At 42.8% G+C, this 17,748-nt stretch carries 14 protein-coding genes; 6 read left to right on the top strand and 8 right to left on the bottom strand.

Annotated features, from left to right (window positions below; all coding sequences use genetic code 11):
• Window positions 1-40: 40 nt before the first annotated feature.
• Complete coding sequence (locus tag V6D41_RS09520) at window positions 41-1,363, top strand: phage baseplate protein (RefSeq protein WP_333518034.1); 1,323 nt, start codon at window positions 41-43, stop codon at window positions 1,361-1,363.
• Window positions 1,364-1,429: 66 nt separating this feature from the next.
• On the opposite strand, the gene V6D41_RS09515 is transcribed toward V6D41_RS09520, so the two are convergent.
• Together V6D41_RS09515 and manA are read right to left on the bottom strand one after the other, a co-directional pair.
• Window positions 1,430-4,075, bottom strand: coding sequence for an N-acetylglucosaminidase (locus V6D41_RS09515; protein WP_333518033.1), 2,646 nt, complete (start codon window positions 4,073-4,075; stop codon window positions 1,430-1,432).
• A 129-nt stretch (window positions 4,076-4,204) separates the two neighbouring features.
• On the bottom strand, window positions 4,205-5,155 hold the full coding sequence (gene manA / locus V6D41_RS09510) for a mannose-6-phosphate isomerase, class I (protein WP_333518032.1): 951 nt from the start codon (window positions 5,153-5,155) through the stop codon (window positions 4,205-4,207).
• A gap of 263 nt (window positions 5,156-5,418) precedes the next feature.
• Between manA and V6D41_RS09505 the strand changes: the two genes are divergently transcribed.
• The 3 genes from V6D41_RS09505 to V6D41_RS09495 are packed head-to-tail and all read left to right on the top strand — an operon-like array spanning window position 5,419 to window position 9,103.
• Complete coding sequence (locus V6D41_RS09505; protein WP_333518031.1) at window positions 5,419-6,870, top strand: spore germination protein; 1,452 nt, start codon at window positions 5,419-5,421, stop codon at window positions 6,868-6,870.
• A 5-nt stretch (window positions 6,871-6,875) separates the two neighbouring features.
• Window positions 6,876-7,982 (top strand): spore germination protein, encoded by a 1,107-nt coding sequence (locus V6D41_RS09500; RefSeq protein ID WP_333518030.1) that lies wholly within the window; start codon window positions 6,876-6,878, stop codon window positions 7,980-7,982.
• Window positions 7,979-9,103, top strand: a complete 1,125-nt coding sequence (locus tag V6D41_RS09495; protein ID WP_333518029.1) for a Ger(x)C family spore germination protein — start codon at window positions 7,979-7,981, stop codon at window positions 9,101-9,103. The genes V6D41_RS09500 and V6D41_RS09495 overlap by 4 nt, the downstream gene beginning before the upstream one ends.
• A 36-nt stretch (window positions 9,104-9,139) precedes the next feature.
• Here the strand turns inward: V6D41_RS09495 and V6D41_RS09490 are convergent, their stop codons facing one another.
• Entirely contained in the window at window positions 9,140-10,519 is a 1,380-nt protein-coding gene (locus V6D41_RS09490) for a sugar porter family MFS transporter (protein ID WP_333518168.1), read from the bottom strand.
• Window positions 10,520-10,843: 324 nt separating this feature from the next.
• Between V6D41_RS09490 and tagT the strand changes: the two genes are divergently transcribed.
• Both tagT and V6D41_RS09480 read left to right on the top strand, forming a co-directional pair.
• Window positions 10,844-11,812 carry a polyisoprenyl-teichoic acid--peptidoglycan teichoic acid transferase TagT gene (tagT, locus tag V6D41_RS09485; protein WP_333518028.1) on the top strand — a complete coding sequence of 323 codons (969 nt, stop codon included), beginning with the start codon at window positions 10,844-10,846 and terminating at the stop codon, window positions 11,810-11,812.
• 155 nt (window positions 11,813-11,967) lie between these two features.
• Window positions 11,968-12,828: a Cof-type HAD-IIB family hydrolase gene (locus V6D41_RS09480; RefSeq protein WP_333518027.1), complete on the top strand. Its 861-nt coding sequence runs from the start codon at window positions 11,968-11,970 to the stop codon at window positions 12,826-12,828.
• A gap of 36 nt (window positions 12,829-12,864) precedes the next feature.
• Here the strand turns inward: V6D41_RS09480 and V6D41_RS09475 are convergent, their stop codons facing one another.
• From V6D41_RS09475 to pgsB, 5 genes are all read right to left on the bottom strand, one after another.
• Window positions 12,865-14,106: a C40 family peptidase gene (locus V6D41_RS09475; RefSeq protein WP_333518026.1), complete on the bottom strand. Its 1,242-nt coding sequence runs from the start codon at window positions 14,104-14,106 to the stop codon at window positions 12,865-12,867.
• 140 nt (window positions 14,107-14,246) lie between these two features.
• Window positions 14,247-14,414 (bottom strand): extrachromosomal elements maintenance protein EdmS, encoded by a 168-nt coding sequence (gene edmS / locus V6D41_RS09470; protein WP_148962595.1) that lies wholly within the window; start codon window positions 14,412-14,414, stop codon window positions 14,247-14,249.
• Between the two features lie 14 nt (window positions 14,415-14,428).
• Window positions 14,429-15,571 carry a capsular polyglutamate synthetase PgsA gene (gene pgsA / locus V6D41_RS09465; RefSeq protein WP_333518025.1) on the bottom strand — a complete coding sequence of 381 codons (1,143 nt, stop codon included), beginning with the start codon at window positions 15,569-15,571 and terminating at the stop codon, window positions 14,429-14,431.
• 18 nt (window positions 15,572-15,589) lie between these two features.
• The gene (gene pgsC, locus V6D41_RS09460) at window positions 15,590-16,039 is read right to left on the bottom strand and encodes a poly-gamma-glutamate biosynthesis protein PgsC (RefSeq protein WP_003227889.1); all 450 of its coding nucleotides are present in this window, start codon (window positions 16,037-16,039) and stop codon (window positions 15,590-15,592) included.
• Between the two features lie 14 nt (window positions 16,040-16,053).
• Window positions 16,054-17,235, bottom strand: coding sequence for a poly-gamma-glutamate synthase PgsB (gene pgsB / locus V6D41_RS09455; protein WP_087991735.1), 1,182 nt, complete (start codon window positions 17,233-17,235; stop codon window positions 16,054-16,056).
• Window positions 17,236-17,748: the final 513 nt, after the last annotated feature.

The raw sequence follows: 17,748 nt of genomic DNA, 5'->3' as shown, positions 1-17,748 counted from the left end.
AGTTGCTGATTGCAACAAATAAAATAGAGGTGGTAGATTTATGAGAAAAAAAGAACTGTTTGATTTCACCAGCATCACTCCAAAATTATTTACTGAACTTCGTGTAGCAGACAAAACTGTACTTCAATCATTCAACTTCGATGAGAAAAACCATCAAATTTATACAACCCAAGTGGCAACTGGAATGGGAAAAGACAACACCCAAAGCTATCGCATAACTCGTCTATCTTTTGAAGGTTTACAGTTAGACAGCATGCTGCTAAAACATGGAGGTCACGGAACAAATATTGGCATCGAAAACCGTAATGGTACTATTTATATTTGGTCACTATACGATAGACCAAATGAAACAGGCAAAAGTGATTTAGTTTGTTTCCCTTACAAAGCAGGTGCGACTTTAGATGAAAATTCTAAAGAACTTCAGCGATTCACAAATCTTCCTTTAAATTATAGGGTCACACCTGCTCTTGATTTGAAGAATAGACAGTTAGCACTTAGACAGTACAATACAGATAATAATAAACAGTGGGTAACAATCTTTGATCTGGACGATGCAATAGCGAATAAAAACAATCCTCTTTATACTATTGATATTCCTGACCAACTGCATTATTTACAGGGCTTCTTTTTAGATGACGGTTATTTGTATTGGTATACAGGTGATACAAATAGCAAAGGCTATCCAAATCTCATTACTGTATTCGATTCGGCTAATAAAATAGTGTTACAAAAAGAAATTACTGTTGGCAAAGACTTGTCCACTAGATATGAGAATAATTTCCGTGAACCGGAAGGCATCTGTATGTACACTAATCCTGAAACAGGAGCAAAATCATTAATGGTGGGTATTACAAGCGGGAAAGAAGGAAGTCGTATAAGCAGAATTTATGCATATCATTCCTACGAAAACTTTATGAATCATGTACCAATTCTTCGATCCCCTTTATTAAAAACAGTGGGTCACCAAGATACACCTCCAGAAAGATTTCAACCATATATTCAAACCTTCATTTTAGAGTATAATGCGTCAAACAAAAAATGGATGGTTCCGACTTCAGGTTATTTACCATCTTACACATCAAATTTAGTTCGGAATATTACAATCAACACAGAAGAAAACTTGCAAATTACATTAAATGAACGTTATATTAGTTTACTGCATCAATCGATTGAAGGAGATTTCCGATTAAAACAAAAGGATATCCGTATGGGATCTTGGTATTTTGCTGGCGGAGAAAAATCAAATGTACTTGAAATAGGTTTTATTAAAGGAAGTACAAAAATCAGACCTGATGATGCAGCCATCTCAAATGCTTCAAGGATGAGTATTTTTATGATTGTTGCAGACAAGATTGAGATGTGATATGCAAATAGGCTGAAGCTATTAAATAGCTTCAGCCTATTAATATGATTATAGCAACTTTCTATTTTACTGGTATTCCGGAACATCAAAGTAAAGCGTATAACCGTCCAGCAATGAATACAGGCTGTACATGCGGTTTACTTGTTTGTACGCCCAGCCGATGTCGGTTGCGTATTGGTGTGCCGCTGTGGCTGACCATCTCATTTTGTATAGTGTGTCCTGGTTGTAGGCTGTGTTGTGAATATATGAAGAGCCTATGAATTTGGCCCCGCCGATAATGGCCGCTTCTGGTGTGAACCAGCCCTGCTCGTACGCATACTTGGCACCGTAGTAATTCGGATTTCTGTCGTATGCGCCTATTCCGTACATGTTATATACAGTTTTTCCGTTATAGGTTAAGCCGTTGGCTAAATCGGATGTTCCGTTTCCTGTTTCAAGAAGAGCGTGTGAGATTAAATAGAGCTCGTTGATGCCGTATTGTTTGGCGGCATCGATAAATGCCTTTGCTTTCCCTGTCAGAACGCCTTTGCCCGCAAGCACTTTCTGATTGACTTCAGTGATGCTGAGCCCGGCTGCCTGTGACAGCTTGAGAAATTGGAAATAGTATTTGCTGTCTCTGGAAAATTTATTCGGATCCACGTATTGAACCACTTCATCACTGCTTGCGTTTCGCCATCCCAAATTGATTTTGGCCCAGCCGTTTGTCTGGCCGATGATTTTCACCTTATCGCCTTTTTTAAATTGGCCGATTACGTTCGTCGGGATGACTGCCGGCGTTGACCGGATATTCAGTACGTCAGCTGTGACTGTTGAAGTTGCTGTATGAATATAAGTGAGCGATACGTAAGCCGCCCCGTCTGTTTGCGGGCTTACTGTCATTTGTTTTTGGACCATATCACGAAGCGAGAGATTGTAATTTGTTTTCATGATTTGCGGCCCGTTTTTGATTTTTACGATAGATGATGTCCATCCGTATAATTCTTTCAGCTTCGCTGCTGCCGCAGCAGCTGCATCGTTACCTGTGAACTGTTCGTTTAAGCTGATTTTATAAAGGCGATTGATCTTGGTTGTGTAACTCGGGCTTAAGCTTTGGGCTTTCAGATAGGTTACCCCATTGTTCAATGCTATTTTGCTGCTGATCTGGGCTGTTACGATTTTGTATTGTGTATATGCCGTCTTGCCTGTTTTTGCTGTTGTGCCGGCGGCATTATTTTGTTTGAAAAACGCTAAAACACGGTCAATATCTTCTTGGCTGATGATGGCTTCAGTTATCATTTGATAGCTGCTCGCTGTGGTCTGACCGGTTTTCTGGCTTGTTGCTGATATGTGATTCGATTGAAAGAATGTAAGTGCTTGATTGGCTTTGGCTGTACCAAGCAGAGATTCAGTTGTGATTGTAAACGTGTTAGCGATTTGTTTTTTGACTGTTTTCGCAGAAGCACTCAGCTGATGTTTTTTTAATATGTTCAAGCCCTTTGTCACTTTTGCTTGATCTGATGTTTTTTCTGAGATGAGCTGATATTGGTTTTCTGCTGTTGTTCCAGTTGCTTTTTTCGCTGCCTTTACTTTTTTCTGAACAAAAAAGGCTGCGGCTTTGTTTGCCTGCTTCTCGCCTAAAATTTTTGCTGTCGTTATTTGATAGGCTGTAGATGTTGTCGTTTTTTTGATGCTGGATGATGTACAGCGCCACTTTTTCTTTTTAAAGAAGGTGTCCACTTTTTGCAGCTGCTGTTTCGTTAAACCCTTCATATTCACAATATATGATGTGCTTTTGCCAACCTTTTGATAACTGCCGGATACGCCGGTGTTTTTCTTGATTTGGCTGATGGCGTCCTTGACTGTATTCAGCCCTTTGAAATAAGCTGATTGGACATTGTATGTCTCAGCAGTTGTTTTTTGATTGATTGGCTTGTAGCTTCCTGTAATACCGGTGGTTTGTTTCAATTGAGTTAATAGATTCTTGGCATTCGCTTCGCCTGATACGGCGGCTGTAGTGAATGTATAATAGGCTTGTCCTTTCACCGTTTCTTTTAATGAAGCCTTAAGCCCCGATTCCTTTTGGAAGGCATTTTTGATCTGCTCTGCTTTGCTGTCTCCAACGATTGCGCCTGACTGAATGGTTGTGACAGACACAGTATGTGAGACGGGCTGATACGAGCTTTTAATTCCCGTTTGCTTAGCCAGGCTCTGGATAAGCGCCTTCACTTTTGTCTCATCAGGGATTTCTGATGTTATGACGTTCACATAGGGCTGGGCTGTTCCGGATGCTTTTACAGTGCCAGAAACTCCCGTCTCTTGTTTAAGCTTGGCCAGCAATGTGTTTGCCTGCTTTTCACCCGAAATGGCGCCTGAGGTGATGGTGACATACGGCTGCTTGCTTCCGACAGGACTTGACTTGCCTGAAATCGCTGTCTGTTTGGCGAGTCCGCTCAGTATTGCTTTCGCTTCTGCTTCGCTATGAATGCCAGCAGCGGAAATTTGGTAAGTCGTTGTAGTGCCTGCAGCTTGATAAGAAGCATCCCAGCCAGTGTCTTTTTCCAGCTTGGCGGCTGCCTGTGCGGCTTGGCTTTCTGTACTGAACGTTTTAGCCGGTTCTATCTCATATATCGAGTAGTCCTTATAGGCTGCAGCCTGTGCGGCAGAACCGGATATGGAAAAAAAGGCAAGGGACGCGGCGGACAGAAGCATCGGTGCGATTAATCTCTTTTTCATTCCTTCTCCTCTTTCATATTCAATGAGTATATAAAACTAGTTTATTTATCGGCACGCGTACACTTCATTTACAGGTGAATCCCTTCCATTTTTTCATAAAAAAAACTTAATCTCGAAGTGAGATTAAGTTTACATATGAGACACGATCAGTGTACAGGTTCCTTTAATCGTAAAATCGGGCATTTGAGCGGGCAAGATCAAGTGATTGCCTTTTTTGAGCGGACATGTTTTGTCTTCATACATCAGTGAACCGCTTCCTTCAATCACGCTGCAAAGCAAGAAGGCTTCATCCTGAGACAGCTCAGCCTCGCCATTTATGTCCCATTTATATACCGAAAAATATTCCCCTTGGACAAACGTTTTAATGGTAATTCCTTTTCTTGATTCGGTCGATTCATCTATATACCCGTCCACATGAGGAACTGTGGCCGCATTGACCGCTTTGGCAAAATGAAGCTCTCTCGGACTCCCGTTGTGATCAAGCCGGTCATAGTCGTACACCCGGTATGTGGCATCTGAATTTTGCTGTGTTTCTAACACCAGTGCCCCTTTACACAATGCGTGCAGCGTTCCGCTCGGCACATAATAGAAATCACCAGGTTTAATTTTGATTCTTCGCAGCAGGCCTTCCCAGTCACCGCTGTTGATCATTGTGACAAGTTCTGTTTTTGAGCGGGCCGTATGCCCATAAATAATCTCCGCGTTTTCTTTACAGTCAATGATGTACCAGCATTCCGTCTTGCCGAGTTCTCCCTCTTCGTTTTCTCCGGCATAATAATCATCAGGGTGAACTTTTATCGACATATCTTCCTTCACGTCCAGAAGTTTTGTCAGAAGCGGAAATCGGTCCCCCTCCACGCCGCCGAATATTTCACGGTGCTCTTCCCAAAGCTCGATCAATGTCTTTCCTCTATACGGGCCATTCGCTACAGTGCTCGGTCCTTTTGGATGACCGGAAATGGCCCAGCATTCCCCCGTCGTTTCGGAAGGAATACCGTATCCAAATATATCTCGTAAAGCGGTGCCGCCCCAGATTTTTTCTTCAAAAACAGGCGTTAGAAAAATCGGTGATTGCGTCATGATCCGTACCCCTCCCCTGTAAATAGCTGATCATTATTTTCCCGGTGCGCCCCCCTTACAAACGCCCGTATAAGCTGTCTTATTCCTAAGACAACATATGTATAAAGCATCATCTTTTGACAACCCCTTTAAGAAAACGCTTCCTTTATATTATATCACGTCGAAAAGAAGCGTTGTTTCAGCCTTTTCCTTGAGAAGAATAATTCTCCTTTTTTGATACAAATTAATAAAAACCGTCAATCTGTTTACGAAGGAGAAAAACTATGCACATCGACTCTGATCTCCAGAACAACTTAGATGCACTGAAAAAAAAATGGGGACAAAACGACGATATGATGTTTTATTCATTTGCTTTTGGAGACAGCAGACGGAAGGCGTGTTTACTGTATATTGACGGTCTGACAGAGAATAAAATGCTGGCGCAATACGTCATTTCTCCTTTACAAAGAGAGGCGTTAGCCCATAAGGAAGGCTCGATTGAAGACCTATCCGCCTTTTTTTTCGGTTTTCACCATAGCGTTGTCTCTGAAATGAAAGAAATAGAACAGCTCGTTTTTACAGGGCATGCCGTTTTGCTCGCTGATGGCTATCGCGGAGGATTAGCTTTTGACACGAAAACATTAAAAACACGCAGTCTTGAAGAGCCCTCCTCCGAAATCGTGGAACGCGGTGCCAAAATAGGATTTATTGAAAAGCTGCGGACAAACACAGCGCTTTTGCGTGAACGGACAAGTGATCCTAACCTCGTCATAAAGGAAATGATACTCGGAAAAAGGACGAAAAAGAAAATCGCTGTCGCTTATATTCAAGATATTGCTCCTGATTATGTCGTCAAGGAAGTGTTTAAAAGGCTGAACTCAGTCAAAATCGATGATCTGCCGGAATCGGGCACACTTGAACAGCTGATTGAAGATGAACCGTTTTCGATCTTTCCCACAATATTAAGCACTGAACGGCCTGATCGGACAGAAGCTTCTCTATTAGAAGGACGGGTAGCCATATTGGTAGATGGCACCCCGTTCGCTTTGATTGTGCCGGCTACGGTTGATGAATTCATTCATTCGCCCGATGATTACAGCCAGCGCTGGATTCCGATGTCACTTATACGCCTTCTTCGGTATTCCAGTGTTCTGATCACCATTTATTTGCCCGGTCTGTATATTTCTCTCGTTTCTTTCCACACTGGGCTGTTGCCGACTCGAATGGCGATCTCCATTGCAGGTAGCAGGCTTAATGTGCCATTCCCGCCTTTTGTAGAAGCTTTTTTTATGATCTTTACGATCGAGCTGATCAGAGAAGCCGGGTTGAGACTGCCAAAGCCGATCGGTCAGACAATTGGCCTTATCGGCGGAGTTGTCATCGGACAGGCGGCTGTTCAGGCGCAAATCGTCAGCGCCCTTATGGTCATTGTCGTTTCTGTCACAGCACTGGCATCTTTTACCGTTCCTTCATACGCCTATAACTTTCCCCTGCGGCTGATACGCATTGCTGCAATGATAAGTGCAGCAGTACTTGGCATGTATGGCGTCGTTATGGTTTTCCTGTTTGTGATCGGCCACTTGATGCGCCTGAAAAGCTTCGGGCAAGATTACATCATTCCGATCATGGCACAGCCCGGACAGGATTTGAAGGACACCGTCATCCGTATTCCCATGAAGTTTTTTAAAAGAAGACCGACACGAAACGATCCCGAAGATAACATCAGACAAAGGTGATGGCTATGAAAAAATCAGAGCATAAACTGACTTTTATGCAGACGCTTATTATGATAAGCAGCACACTGATCGGTGCCGGGGTCCTAACCCTTCCCCGCTCAGCTGCTGAAACCGGCAGTCCAAGCGGATGGATTATGATCCTGCTGCAGGGCGTTATTTTTATTATGATCGCTCTGCTTTTTTTACCTTTCCTTCAAAAAAACAGCGGAAAAACTCTTTTCAAGCTCAACAGCATCACGGCTGGAAAATTCATCGGCCCACTATTGAATTTGTTTATCTGTCTATATTTCATTGGGATTGTTTGCTATCAAGCACGGATTTTGGGAGAGGTCGTCGGATTCTTTCTGTTGAAAAATACGCCAATGTCAGTTGTCGTTTTTATATTTCTCGCAGTTGCCATCTATCATGTGGGCGGAGGCGTTTATCCCATTGCAAAGGTATACGCTTATATTTTTCCTATGACTCTTATTATTTTTATGATGCTCCTGTTGTTCAGCTTTCGCTTATTTCAGCTTGATTTTATCCGGCCTGTTTTTGAAGGAGGCTATCAAAGCTTTTTCTCTTTATTCCCAAAGACGCTTTTATATTTCTCAGGATTTGAAATCATATTTTATCTCGTCCCGTTTATGAGAGATCCGAAGCAAGTGAAAAAGGCTGTTGCTTTGGGCATCGCGACTTCCACAGTGTTCTACAGCATTACGTTGTTCATTGTGATTGGCTGTATGACTGTGGCAGAGGCAAAAACAGTGACTTGGCCGACCATTTCCCTCATTCACGCATTAGAGGTTCCGGGTATTTTTATTGAACGATTCGATCTGTTTTTACAGCTGACCTGGACAGCCCAGCAATTTGCCTGTATGCTCGGCTCCTTCAAAGGCGCCCATATTGGATTAACAGAAATTTTTCATCTGAAAAATAAAAACAATCCATGGCTCTTGGCTGCAATGCTGGCTGGGACGTTTTTCGTAACGATGTATCCCAAGGACCTGAACGAGGTATTTTATTATGGGACACTTCTCGGATATATTTTTTTATTTGTGATTACAATCCCATTCTTCACCTGGTTTTTAAGCTGGGTACAGAAAAAACTGGGGAGGGGGCAGCTTGGATGAAGATCATAACAAAACTCGCAGTCATGTTTCTGATGCTGCAGGTTCTCTCGGGATGCTGGGATGTCAAAAATATTGAGAAATTATCCTTCGCAAGAGGACTGGCAATCGATGAGACAGATGATCATCAGTATAAATTAACATACCAAAACCTTCTTCCCCAAAGTGAAGACAGCCAAGCATCCGGAAAACCCGAATTTGTTCATGTGACATCCCAAGGGAAAACCATTCTGGAAGCAGTCAGTGATGTATCTGTCAAGGACCCTCCTATTTATAGCGATCATTTAAAAGTGATTCTTTTGGGAGAAAAACTGATGAGGAACCAAAACATAGATCAAGTCTTTAACCATTTTATTCGGGATGACGAGCTGCGGCGAAGCAGCTATTTGATGGCAGCCAGAGGGAAAGCGGCTGATATCTTTACAAAAGGAAGCCCCAGCCAGCAGCAGCCGATGCCCACTGAAAAACTGATTGATTTGACAACTCATAGAGGATATAACGGTAAGATTATGAGACCGCTTCGCATCGGCAGGGCTTCTGTCTATAGCCAAAATGGCTACAGTTTTCTCATTCAAGCCGTGAAAAACCAAAAGGGAAAAGCAACGTATGACGGGGCGGGCATTATCAAAAGCGGCAGCAATAAACTCGTTGGATTTCTTTCACCAAATGAAACACAAACGCTGACGTGGGTCGTGGGGACGATTCAAGGCGGCGTGATGCCGACGACAGTTAAAGGACATCCGATTACGTTTGAGATTAAAAAGTCAAAAACGAAAATTAAACCGTCCGTTGAAAACGGCAAGCCAGTCTTTCGAATTTCTGTCAAAACAAAGGGCATCCTGACAGAAGACCAAAGCCCGAATGAAAACTCCTTTAGTAAGAACTATTTGAGCAGGCTGGAGAACATTTTTGAGAAAAAGCTTGAACGCGATATAAAGAAGGTTATGGATAAACTGCAGCATGAGTATAAAACCGATCCGGTCTTTTTATCCGAACACATTCGGGTTCAATACCCAGAATACTGGCATAAAGTAAAAGGACATTGGGATGACCTATTTTCAGAGGCTGATTTCACATACGATATTTCTTTCAAAATCATTAACTTCGGCACAGTAGGAAAGTGAGCAATCAAAAGGGTGCGCATGATCGCGCACCCTTTTTTATGTTTCGGCCGTCTGCTGTTTTCCAGCCGATCCCCCCTGTCCGTTTTTGTCCCGTAAATCCTGCTCAATTTCTTCAAGGCTTTTCCCCTTCGTCTCTGTCACTTTAAACCAGACAAACAAGAACGCCATGATACCGATCGCGGCATAGATCAGAAATAAATAACTGATGCCGATTGCCTCCATTAATATTGGATAGGTTAGTGAAACAATCAGTGTCCCAACGTGCAGCATCAAGGTCGAAACCCCAGTGCCGATTCCTCTGACATGGAGCGGAAACAATTCAGGAAGCATCACCCAGACAACCGGTCCCCAGCTGACCGCAAAAACAACGATAAACACGCCTAAGCAAATGACTGTCGTCCATGAGGCAGCCGCGGTGTTATCGAAAAAGAGATTCACCAGAGCGAGAACGATCAAGCTGATCACCATCCCGGCATTCCCGAATAGCAATAGCGGCTTTCTTCCGATCTTGTCGATGATTTTTATCGCTACTAATGTCATGAGCACATTGACTGTGCCGATTCCGACCGTTCCTAAAATCGAAGCGGAGTTTCCAAATCCAACGTTTGTAAAGGTCTTAGGCGCATAATAGATGATCGTATTCGTTCCGATAAATTGCTGCAAAAACGCCAGTCCCAAGCCGGCAATCAGGGCGGGGCGAACCCATGGATCGAACAGCTCCTTCAGACCGCCTTCATCCTGCTTTTCCGCCTCTTGAATATCATGTATTTCCTGATCAATATCTTTTGTGCCACGCAATTTTTCAAGAATCTTTTTCGCTTTGCCTTCTTCGCCATTCGTAAACAGCCAGCGCGGGCTCTCCGGCATGAACAAAATGCCAATAAGCAGGAGCAGAGACGGCACAGCAGCCAATCCAAGCATCCAGCGCCACGCTTCGGCATCGGCAAATATGTAATTGACAATGTAAGAAAGCAGAATGCCGACCGTGATCATCAGCTGATTCAGCGATGACAGCGCCCCGCGCTTATGCTTTGGCGCCAGTTCAGATAAATAGAGCGGCACGATCGTCGTCGAAGTCCCCACTGCAAGTCCTAATATAATGCGAAACAGCACCATGACTCCCGTATTCGGGGCGAGTGCCACACCCAGACCGCCTATACAAAACAGCAGCGCGGCCGCCATAATCGCTTTTTTTCTTCCGAAACGGTCAGTCAGCTTACCAGCCGTTCCTGAACCTAATATCGCCCCAACCAATAAAGAGCTGACAACAAGCCCTTCTGTAAAGGCATTCAATCCTAAATCCTTTTTCATAAATAAAATAGCGCCGGAAATCACTCCGGTGTCATAACCGTATAACGCGCCTCCAAGAGCGCCGAAAAAATAAAGCCATATATTCGACTGCTTTTTCATAACAATGACTCCCTTTCTCCATTCAGCTTCAATGACATTGTTGCGAAGTTTATTAGAAATCTTTTAGCCTCTTTTTCCGGCCATTAAACCTTTTCGTTCTTGCAGCCCCTAAGTTTCCAATCATTTACTTGCATTTTTTTCAACGTCATCGAAACATTTTATCTGCTAGAGCGTCCAATATAAGGTGATTCATCACATTTAAAATATCAACTTTTAAGAACAGGAACTTATAAATATAGGAATATTTATCGAAAAATGTCTTTTGAAGAGTTGTCCCATGGCAAAATAAATGGTACTCTTCAAATATTAAAGAAACGAGAGGGTATTGATATGGAAGAACGAACGCACCGCAGAAAGAAAAAGAGACGACTTAGAAAATGGGTGAAAGTCGTTGCCGGTTTGATGGCTTTTCTAGTTATTGCGGCAGGATCTGTCGGCACCTATGCTTATGTCAAGCTGAACAATGCTTCTAAAGAAGCTCATGTCAGCCTTGCGCGCGGAGAACAATCAGTAAAACGGATTAAAGAATTTGATCCCGGAAAAGATTCTTTCTCTGTATTGCTCTTGGGAATTGATGCCAGAGAAGAAAACGGCGAGACTGTCGACCAGGCAAGAAGTGACGCGAATGTTCTGGTTACATTTAACCGGAAAGAAAAAACAGCTAAAATGCTGAGCATTCCGCGTGACGCCTATGTAAATATCCCAGGCCATGGCTATGATAAGTTTACACATGCTCATGCTTACGGCGGCGTTGACCTCACTGTGAAAACAGTTGAGGAGATGCTGGATATTCCCGTTGATTATGTCGTCGAAAGTAATTTCACAGCTTTTGAAGACGTCGTGAACCAGCTGAATGGCGTCAAAGTAACAGTAAAAAGCGATAAAGTCATTAAGCAAATCAAAAAAGATACAAAGGGAAAAGTCGTTCTTCAAGAGGGAACTCATATGCTTGATGGAGAAGAAGCACTCGCTTACGTAAGAACACGTAAAGCGGACAGTGACCTTTTGCGGGGACAAAGACAAATGGAAGTGCTGAGCGCTATTTTGGAAAAGTCAAAATCACTGAGCTCAATCCCGGCTTATGATGACATTGTGGATACGATGGGGAAAAATCTGAAAATGAACTTATCACTTAAAGATGCCATCGGCCTGTTCCCGTTTCTCACTTCATTGAAATCGGTTGATTCTATTCAGCTGACGGGTTATGATTACAAACCTGCCGGAGTATATTATTTAAAATTGAATCAGCAAAAACTGCAGGAAGTCAAAGAAGAGCTGCAAAACGATTTAGGTGTATAAAAAACGGGATGGCGTAATTGCCATCCCGTTTTTTACATATTTCCTTGTTGAAAATTTTCAAAGTAACGTTTAGCCTGATAGATATGGTTAATGTTTCGCAGGAAAGCTGAACATACTAGTCGAAGCAGCTTCATTTTTAAGGAGGTACCCTACATATGAAATGTATTGCGATTGATTTAGACGGAACATTACTGAATAAGGAAAGCGTCATTTCTGCTGAAAACAGAGCGGCGATCAAGCGGGCCATGGATGCCGGCATCCTCGTCACCATTTGCACGGGAAGAGCAACGTTTGATGTAAAAACGCTGCTGGAAGATCTGGATATCCCTATCATTGCGGCAAATGGCGGTACGGTTCATGACATAGGCTACCGCCTGATCAGCAGGACATTAATGGATCAGGAGGCCAGCAAGGCTATCGCTGATTACTTACTGTCAAAAAACATTTACTTTGAGGTATATACAGATGACCATCTGCTTTCTCCTTTTGACGGCGAGGATAAGCTGCATGCGGAGTTTGATATTCTAAAGAGCGCAAATCCAAGCGAAAAGACCGATGAATTGTGGCAAGGAGCCATGACTCAGTTCAAGCAGTTTGGCATTAAACGCATCCCTCATATCGAATCGGTTTTTGACGGCAGCGAAAACATTTATAAGCTTCTTTGCTTCTCCTTTGATATGGACAAGCTGAAACAAGCGAAGGAAGAGCTGAAGCATCATAATAAACTGGCACAAACCTCTTCTGGAAAACATATTATCGAAATCCTGCCGGCCTCTTCAGGAAAAGGACGCGCGCTGACAGAGCTGACTGAAATATACGGAATTGAAACACAGGATATCTATGCGATCGGCGACAGTCCGAACGATTTGTCCATGTTTGAAGTCGCCGGACACCGTATCGCTATGGAAAACGCGATCGATGAATTAAAAGAAAAAAGCACCTTCGTCACAAAAAGCAATGACGAAAATGGTGTGGCTTACTTTATTGACCAGCTTCTTTCCGGCCAATATGCATAAAGAAAAGACTCCAGAGATTCTGGAGTCTTTGTCCTTTTATTGCACCCGTATGCTTCCCGCATATTTATCTCTCCAATACGTGCTCGTGTTCATATTGGTGATGGTCACGCCGTTTGATAATGTGACATGAACAACTTGTCCGTTTCCGATATAGATGGCGGGATTTAAGCTTGTTGATTGGAAGAACACAATGTCTCCCGGTTTCAGATCCGCCTTCTCAATCATACTTCCGGCTTTGAACTGGCTTGTTGCGTATCGAGGCAGGGAAATACCGGCTGCTTTCTGGTATACATACTGGACAAATCCGGCTGTATCAAATCCTGTCTCTGGAGAAACTCCGCCCTTTTTGTAGGGAACTTCTCCGACATAAAGCGTTGCCTCGGACACAATCGGATTTTCTTTCGTGATTGCGAGATTGTCAAATCGGCGAATGCCTGTCATCTTCGATATCCAATAATCCTCTGACAAGTAGGAAATGGTTACTTTTTCTGACCGGCTTGCCTGAATAAATCTTCCTCTGCCAGCATAAATGCCTGCATGTGAAATTCCCGTTTTATACGTATTGCTGAAATAGACGACATCACCCGGCTGTATGTTCTGAGGGGCTACCTTCTCGCCCACTGCCCACTGCTGTTCGGCTGATCGCGGCAGATAAATGCCGAGTGCCTGTTGAAACACATATTGCACGAGTCCTGAGCAATCAAAGCCCTCTGACGGTGTGCTTCCGCCAAATACATATGGAATGCCGATATATTTCTCGGCCTCCTGAACGACAGGGACATCAGCAGTTGCCGGATCGGCTGCGCTTCGTTTCGCCCCGATATAAGACCCGCTCCAATAGCTGCTCGTTTTGTAATTGGTGATGATAACCCCTTTTGATTGCGTACTGTGAATCATTTGGCCGTCTCCAATGTAAAGAGCAACGTGTGTCGGAGCAGTTCCGCTGCTTCCCTCTTTCTTGAAAAACAAAACATCGCCCGGCTGCAGATTTTCCGGTTTTACGGCCGTTCCGACTTTATACTGGTCGTTCACAGATCTCGGCAGATGAATATCAGCCTTACTGAAAACATATTGAATCAATCCCGAAGGATCGAATCCCTCTTCCGGCGTTTCCCCGCCGTATTTATACTGATATCCAAGCAGTTTTTTCGCTTCGCTGATCATCAGTTCAGATGACGTATCAGCCTCCGCAATCTCCGCTTTTGTGATAATTGAACCCAAAAAACAAATGATAACCGCCACAAGCAAAAACTTCTTCCAGTTTGCCAGTGTGTTCACTTTTATTATCTCCTCCTCTATTTGCAGTTTTAACATCGGTATTTTTTTGAATATGTTAAGAGACTTTTTGATATTTTTACAGAATGAATATGCTGGGCAAATAAAAAGAGAATGCCTCATGAGACACTCTCTTTTTTGAATTATTTAGTGGCGTTTGCCGGTTCTTCCTGCTGTTGGATTTTGTGCATTTCCGTATCAATTTTCTGCTTTTCCTGATCTGTCAGATGATCATTGAATTTAAAAGCTGACATAAACATGAATACGATAGCTACGGCAACAAACGGCCAGATAACTTTGACAAATTTCATTTTTATCACTCCTATTATTTAGATTTTAGTTTGTCGCTATGATCAACATCAAACGTCAATTTTCCGTCTTCTACTTTCCATGCGAAATTAGAATCTTTCGTGAGTTCGCGAATAATCGTTTTTTGTTTAAGGCTTCCTTTTTTCACCGGTGCAGGCGTCGCTTCATGGATATCAATCGGCATCACTTCAAAGCGGCCTGTTCCGTTTTTCTTCAGGTGATACTGAACCAGTGCACTGTCTCTCGTTCTCGTCCAACCCTGATCAAAGACAAAGTTTCCGAGGCTGTAGAAAATCACGGTTCCGTTATAAACTTCAATCGGTTCTAAGACGTGCGGGTGATGGCCTACAATGATATCAGCTCCCGCATCAGACATAGCTCGTGCAAGCTGGCGCTGACGGTCGTTTGGATCGTTGTCATACTCTTGTCCCCAGTGTGACTGCACAACGACAATGTCTGCATGTTTTTTCGCTTCTGAAATCATAGGGATAAAGATTTCAGGATCTGCGGGCAGTACGCCCGGCGTATTCTTTTTAGCCGCGAAGCCTTTTCCAGACACGTCGGTAAAGCCGAGCGTCGCAATGGTTACTCCATTGACTTCCTGGTACGAGATATTCTTCTTCGCATCGCTTAAGCTGTATCCTGCTCCAACGATATCAAGGTTTTGCTTCGCAAATTCTCCTAGTGTATCTTTCATGCCCTGAGCGCCGTAATCCATTGCGTGGTTGTTTGCGCTGTTGAGAACCGTAAAGTTCATATCCTTCAAGACTTTCACTGATTCCTTATTCGTCTGCAAATGAATTTCTTTTTCTGCTTGTTTGTAATTCTTTTTATAGGTTACCGGATTTTCAAAGTTTCCGGCTACATAATCAGAGGCTTTAAAGAGCGGTTCAACATACTGAAAAATACTGTCTGCCCCTTTTTGATCCGTTACTTTTTCAACATAGCGCCCCATCATAATATCCCCGACAAATGAGGCTGAGAGAACGTCGTCAGAATACGTTTTGACTTTCGGCGTTTCTGCTTTTCCCGCCCACATAAACGCGAACATAAGTACAAAAACGATCGGAATGGCAATAAATACGTGCTTATTGGTTTTCTTTTTTTGCTGTTTTGTCAGCTTCAGCAGCTTTTCATGAAAGCTCAGTTCTTTTTTCATCGTTTGACACACCTTACATTAAATTAAGTAGTAAACAAACATGATAGCAAAGGTCGCTCCGCTCAATAGCAGCGTGCTTCCGAACGTAATCGTTAATCCTTGTTTCTGAATGGTATTGGCAATTAAACCTGGCACGATGATGCCGATTCCTCGAAATTCCGCGATTTCAAATGGTACAATCGGGTATAGAAAATCAAACGCGATTTTCAGGACGATCCCTGTTATCAGCATGGCAGCGAATTTTCTGCGTCCGTACAAAATCATAAATTTCGATAAACCGTATTTCACAATCACATAAGTGAGCAGGCTCACTAGCAAAACGAGTAATATAAAGACCGGCTGATTAAACACAAGTCCTAAATATCCCGGTACAACAAGTCCTGCCGGCACAATCCCTGTTTTTTCCGCAAAAATTAAACTGAGTAGTACACCTAAAATGAGTGCGATGTATAAATCTGATCCGAACATGTCTGCATTTCCTCCTAGCTTACGAGCTGCTTAACCTTGTATTCGTGGATTTTTTCAATTAAAGGCTCTGCGGCGCCATGAATATTGCCGACGCCATATATGACACGGTTGTGCATTCTTTTCTTTAACAATTCCATAATTTCTTCTGTAGACTTGTACTCTAAATCATGCAATTTGTCTGCAGGAATTTTGCCTTCTTCATAGGCTTTTACGATTGGCTCTGTTGTTTCACCGATTAAGATCAGTTCACTTGCTTCAATATAAGGCAATACGTCATTTGCGAATTGCTGTGTCCGATCGACACGGTCTGCCCGGCAGTTCATAATAATGATTGGATCATCAGTTGGGTAACCGATTTCTTTTACACGTTTCCATATATTCAAAGTAGAAGAAGCATCGTTTGCGGCAAACCCATTAACAAAGTGCCCAGGCTTGCTCGGACTGATCAGCGGGAGAATTCTCATTGCTCCCGGATCTGGCGGCGCATTCAACATTCCTTTAAACGCTGTTTCTTCGTCAATGCCGAGTGCTTGAGCCACACCCAGTGCCAGTGAAGCATTATCAGGGAATACCATGTATTCAAATTTACGCAAATATTCATCTGTAATTTTTGAGTTATCAGCAATGATGACTTTTGTGTTTCGTTCTTTTGCTTTTTGTTTAAAGAATTCGGTATATTCACTATCTGTAATGACAAGATGGCCATTATAAGGAATAGTAGCAGTAAACGCTTCCGCAATTTCATCGAGCGTCGGCCCCATGACATCCATATGGTCTTCTAAAACATTGACAATCACGCCGATATTGGCTTGCAGCAGTTCGTCCTGAAAGATAATCTGATAATCCGGGTTAACCGCCATGCATTCACTTACAATAGCGTTGGCCCCTCTTTCTACTGTTTCTTTCATGACTTCTTTTTGTTCACCGATATTCGGCCCCTGAGGTTTCCGTTTGATCGGCTTTTCCTCCGGAGTATCCCAGTAAATCATTCTTGCGTCCGTTCCTGTCGTTTTCCCGACAGTTTTGTAACCGGCTTCTATTAATATTCCGGTTGTCAGCCTTGTCACAGTGGACTTTCCTCTGATGCCGTTAATATTCACTCGAACAGGGAGGGCATCAATGTTTTTCTGATGTCGTCGTTTTTCTAATATTCCGATGACCAGTATGACAGCACAGGCTATAATGAGTAACCACATTGCTTTTCGACATCTCCTTCTATATTGTTGTAAATTCATTCATCAGTATATAGAATCACTATGAATTCTCAATCGGCATTATGTAGCATAATCTTCCCTAACCCACTAAGCCAAACTTCTCTTTTGAAAGAGATTTTGTACCTACAAACTGCTTTCTAAATTTGGAAAATGGCAGGACTTACATCTTAGCTTTTCTTAAAAAAAGCAAAAGAAATGCGCTTTTATTTCTCTTCTCATATCCTTCTGGACGTATAGTCTCACCTTGGTATTTGTATTTAATATGCATTTCAAATCAATCTTTTTTTTAACGCGTGATATCAAGCTTTTCCCGCTATCATGCGTGTTTCCGGTTCTTATGAACACAAAATACGTTTTCCCTGTTTCTTAAGGACAAGGTCATCATGTCATCCTTTCTGCATGGAAGAGGCAATATGAGGCCTATTTCAAAAAGACTATTGGGGTCATCAATGAAAATGTTAAATATACGAGTCCGAATTCTCTAACATAATTAAA

It is taken from the genome of Bacillus sp. 0102A (assembly GCF_036765155.1).
Lineage (GTDB): Bacteria > Bacillota > Bacilli > Bacillales > Bacillaceae > Bacillus > Bacillus subtilis_G.
This window is presented reverse-complemented; position numbering and strand designations above follow the sequence as displayed.

Excerpts from the sequence above, each read along its gene's own strand:
- pgsC (WP_003227889.1), bottom strand. The coding sequence starts at position 16,039 with ATGTTCGGATCAGATTTATACATCGCACTCATTTTAGGTGTACTACTC.
- edmS (WP_148962595.1), bottom strand. The coding sequence starts at position 14,414 with ATGAAATTTGTCAAAGTTATCTGGCCGTTTGTTGCCGTAGCTATCGTA.
- pgsB (WP_087991735.1), bottom strand. The coding sequence starts at position 17,235 with ATGTGGTTACTCATTATAGCCTGTGCTGTCATACTGGTCATCGGAATA.
- V6D41_RS09520 (WP_333518034.1), top strand. The coding sequence starts at position 41 with ATGAGAAAAAAAGAACTGTTTGATTTCACCAGCATCACTCCAAAATTA.
- manA (WP_333518032.1), bottom strand. The coding sequence starts at position 5,155 with ATGACGCAATCACCGATTTTTCTAACGCCTGTTTTTGAAGAAAAAATC.
- pgsA (WP_333518025.1), bottom strand. The coding sequence starts at position 15,571 with ATGAAAAAAGAACTGAGCTTTCATGAAAAGCTGCTGAAGCTGACAAAA.
- V6D41_RS09480 (WP_333518027.1), top strand. The coding sequence starts at position 11,968 with ATGAAATGTATTGCGATTGATTTAGACGGAACATTACTGAATAAGGAA.
- tagT (WP_333518028.1), top strand. The coding sequence starts at position 10,844 with ATGGAAGAACGAACGCACCGCAGAAAGAAAAAGAGACGACTTAGAAAA.
- V6D41_RS09515 (WP_333518033.1), bottom strand. The coding sequence starts at position 4,075 with ATGAAAAAGAGATTAATCGCACCGATGCTTCTGTCCGCCGCGTCCCTT.
- V6D41_RS09495 (WP_333518029.1), top strand. The coding sequence starts at position 7,979 with ATGAAGATCATAACAAAACTCGCAGTCATGTTTCTGATGCTGCAGGTT.
- V6D41_RS09500 (WP_333518030.1), top strand. The coding sequence starts at position 6,876 with ATGAAAAAATCAGAGCATAAACTGACTTTTATGCAGACGCTTATTATG.
- V6D41_RS09505 (WP_333518031.1), top strand. The coding sequence starts at position 5,419 with ATGCACATCGACTCTGATCTCCAGAACAACTTAGATGCACTGAAAAAA.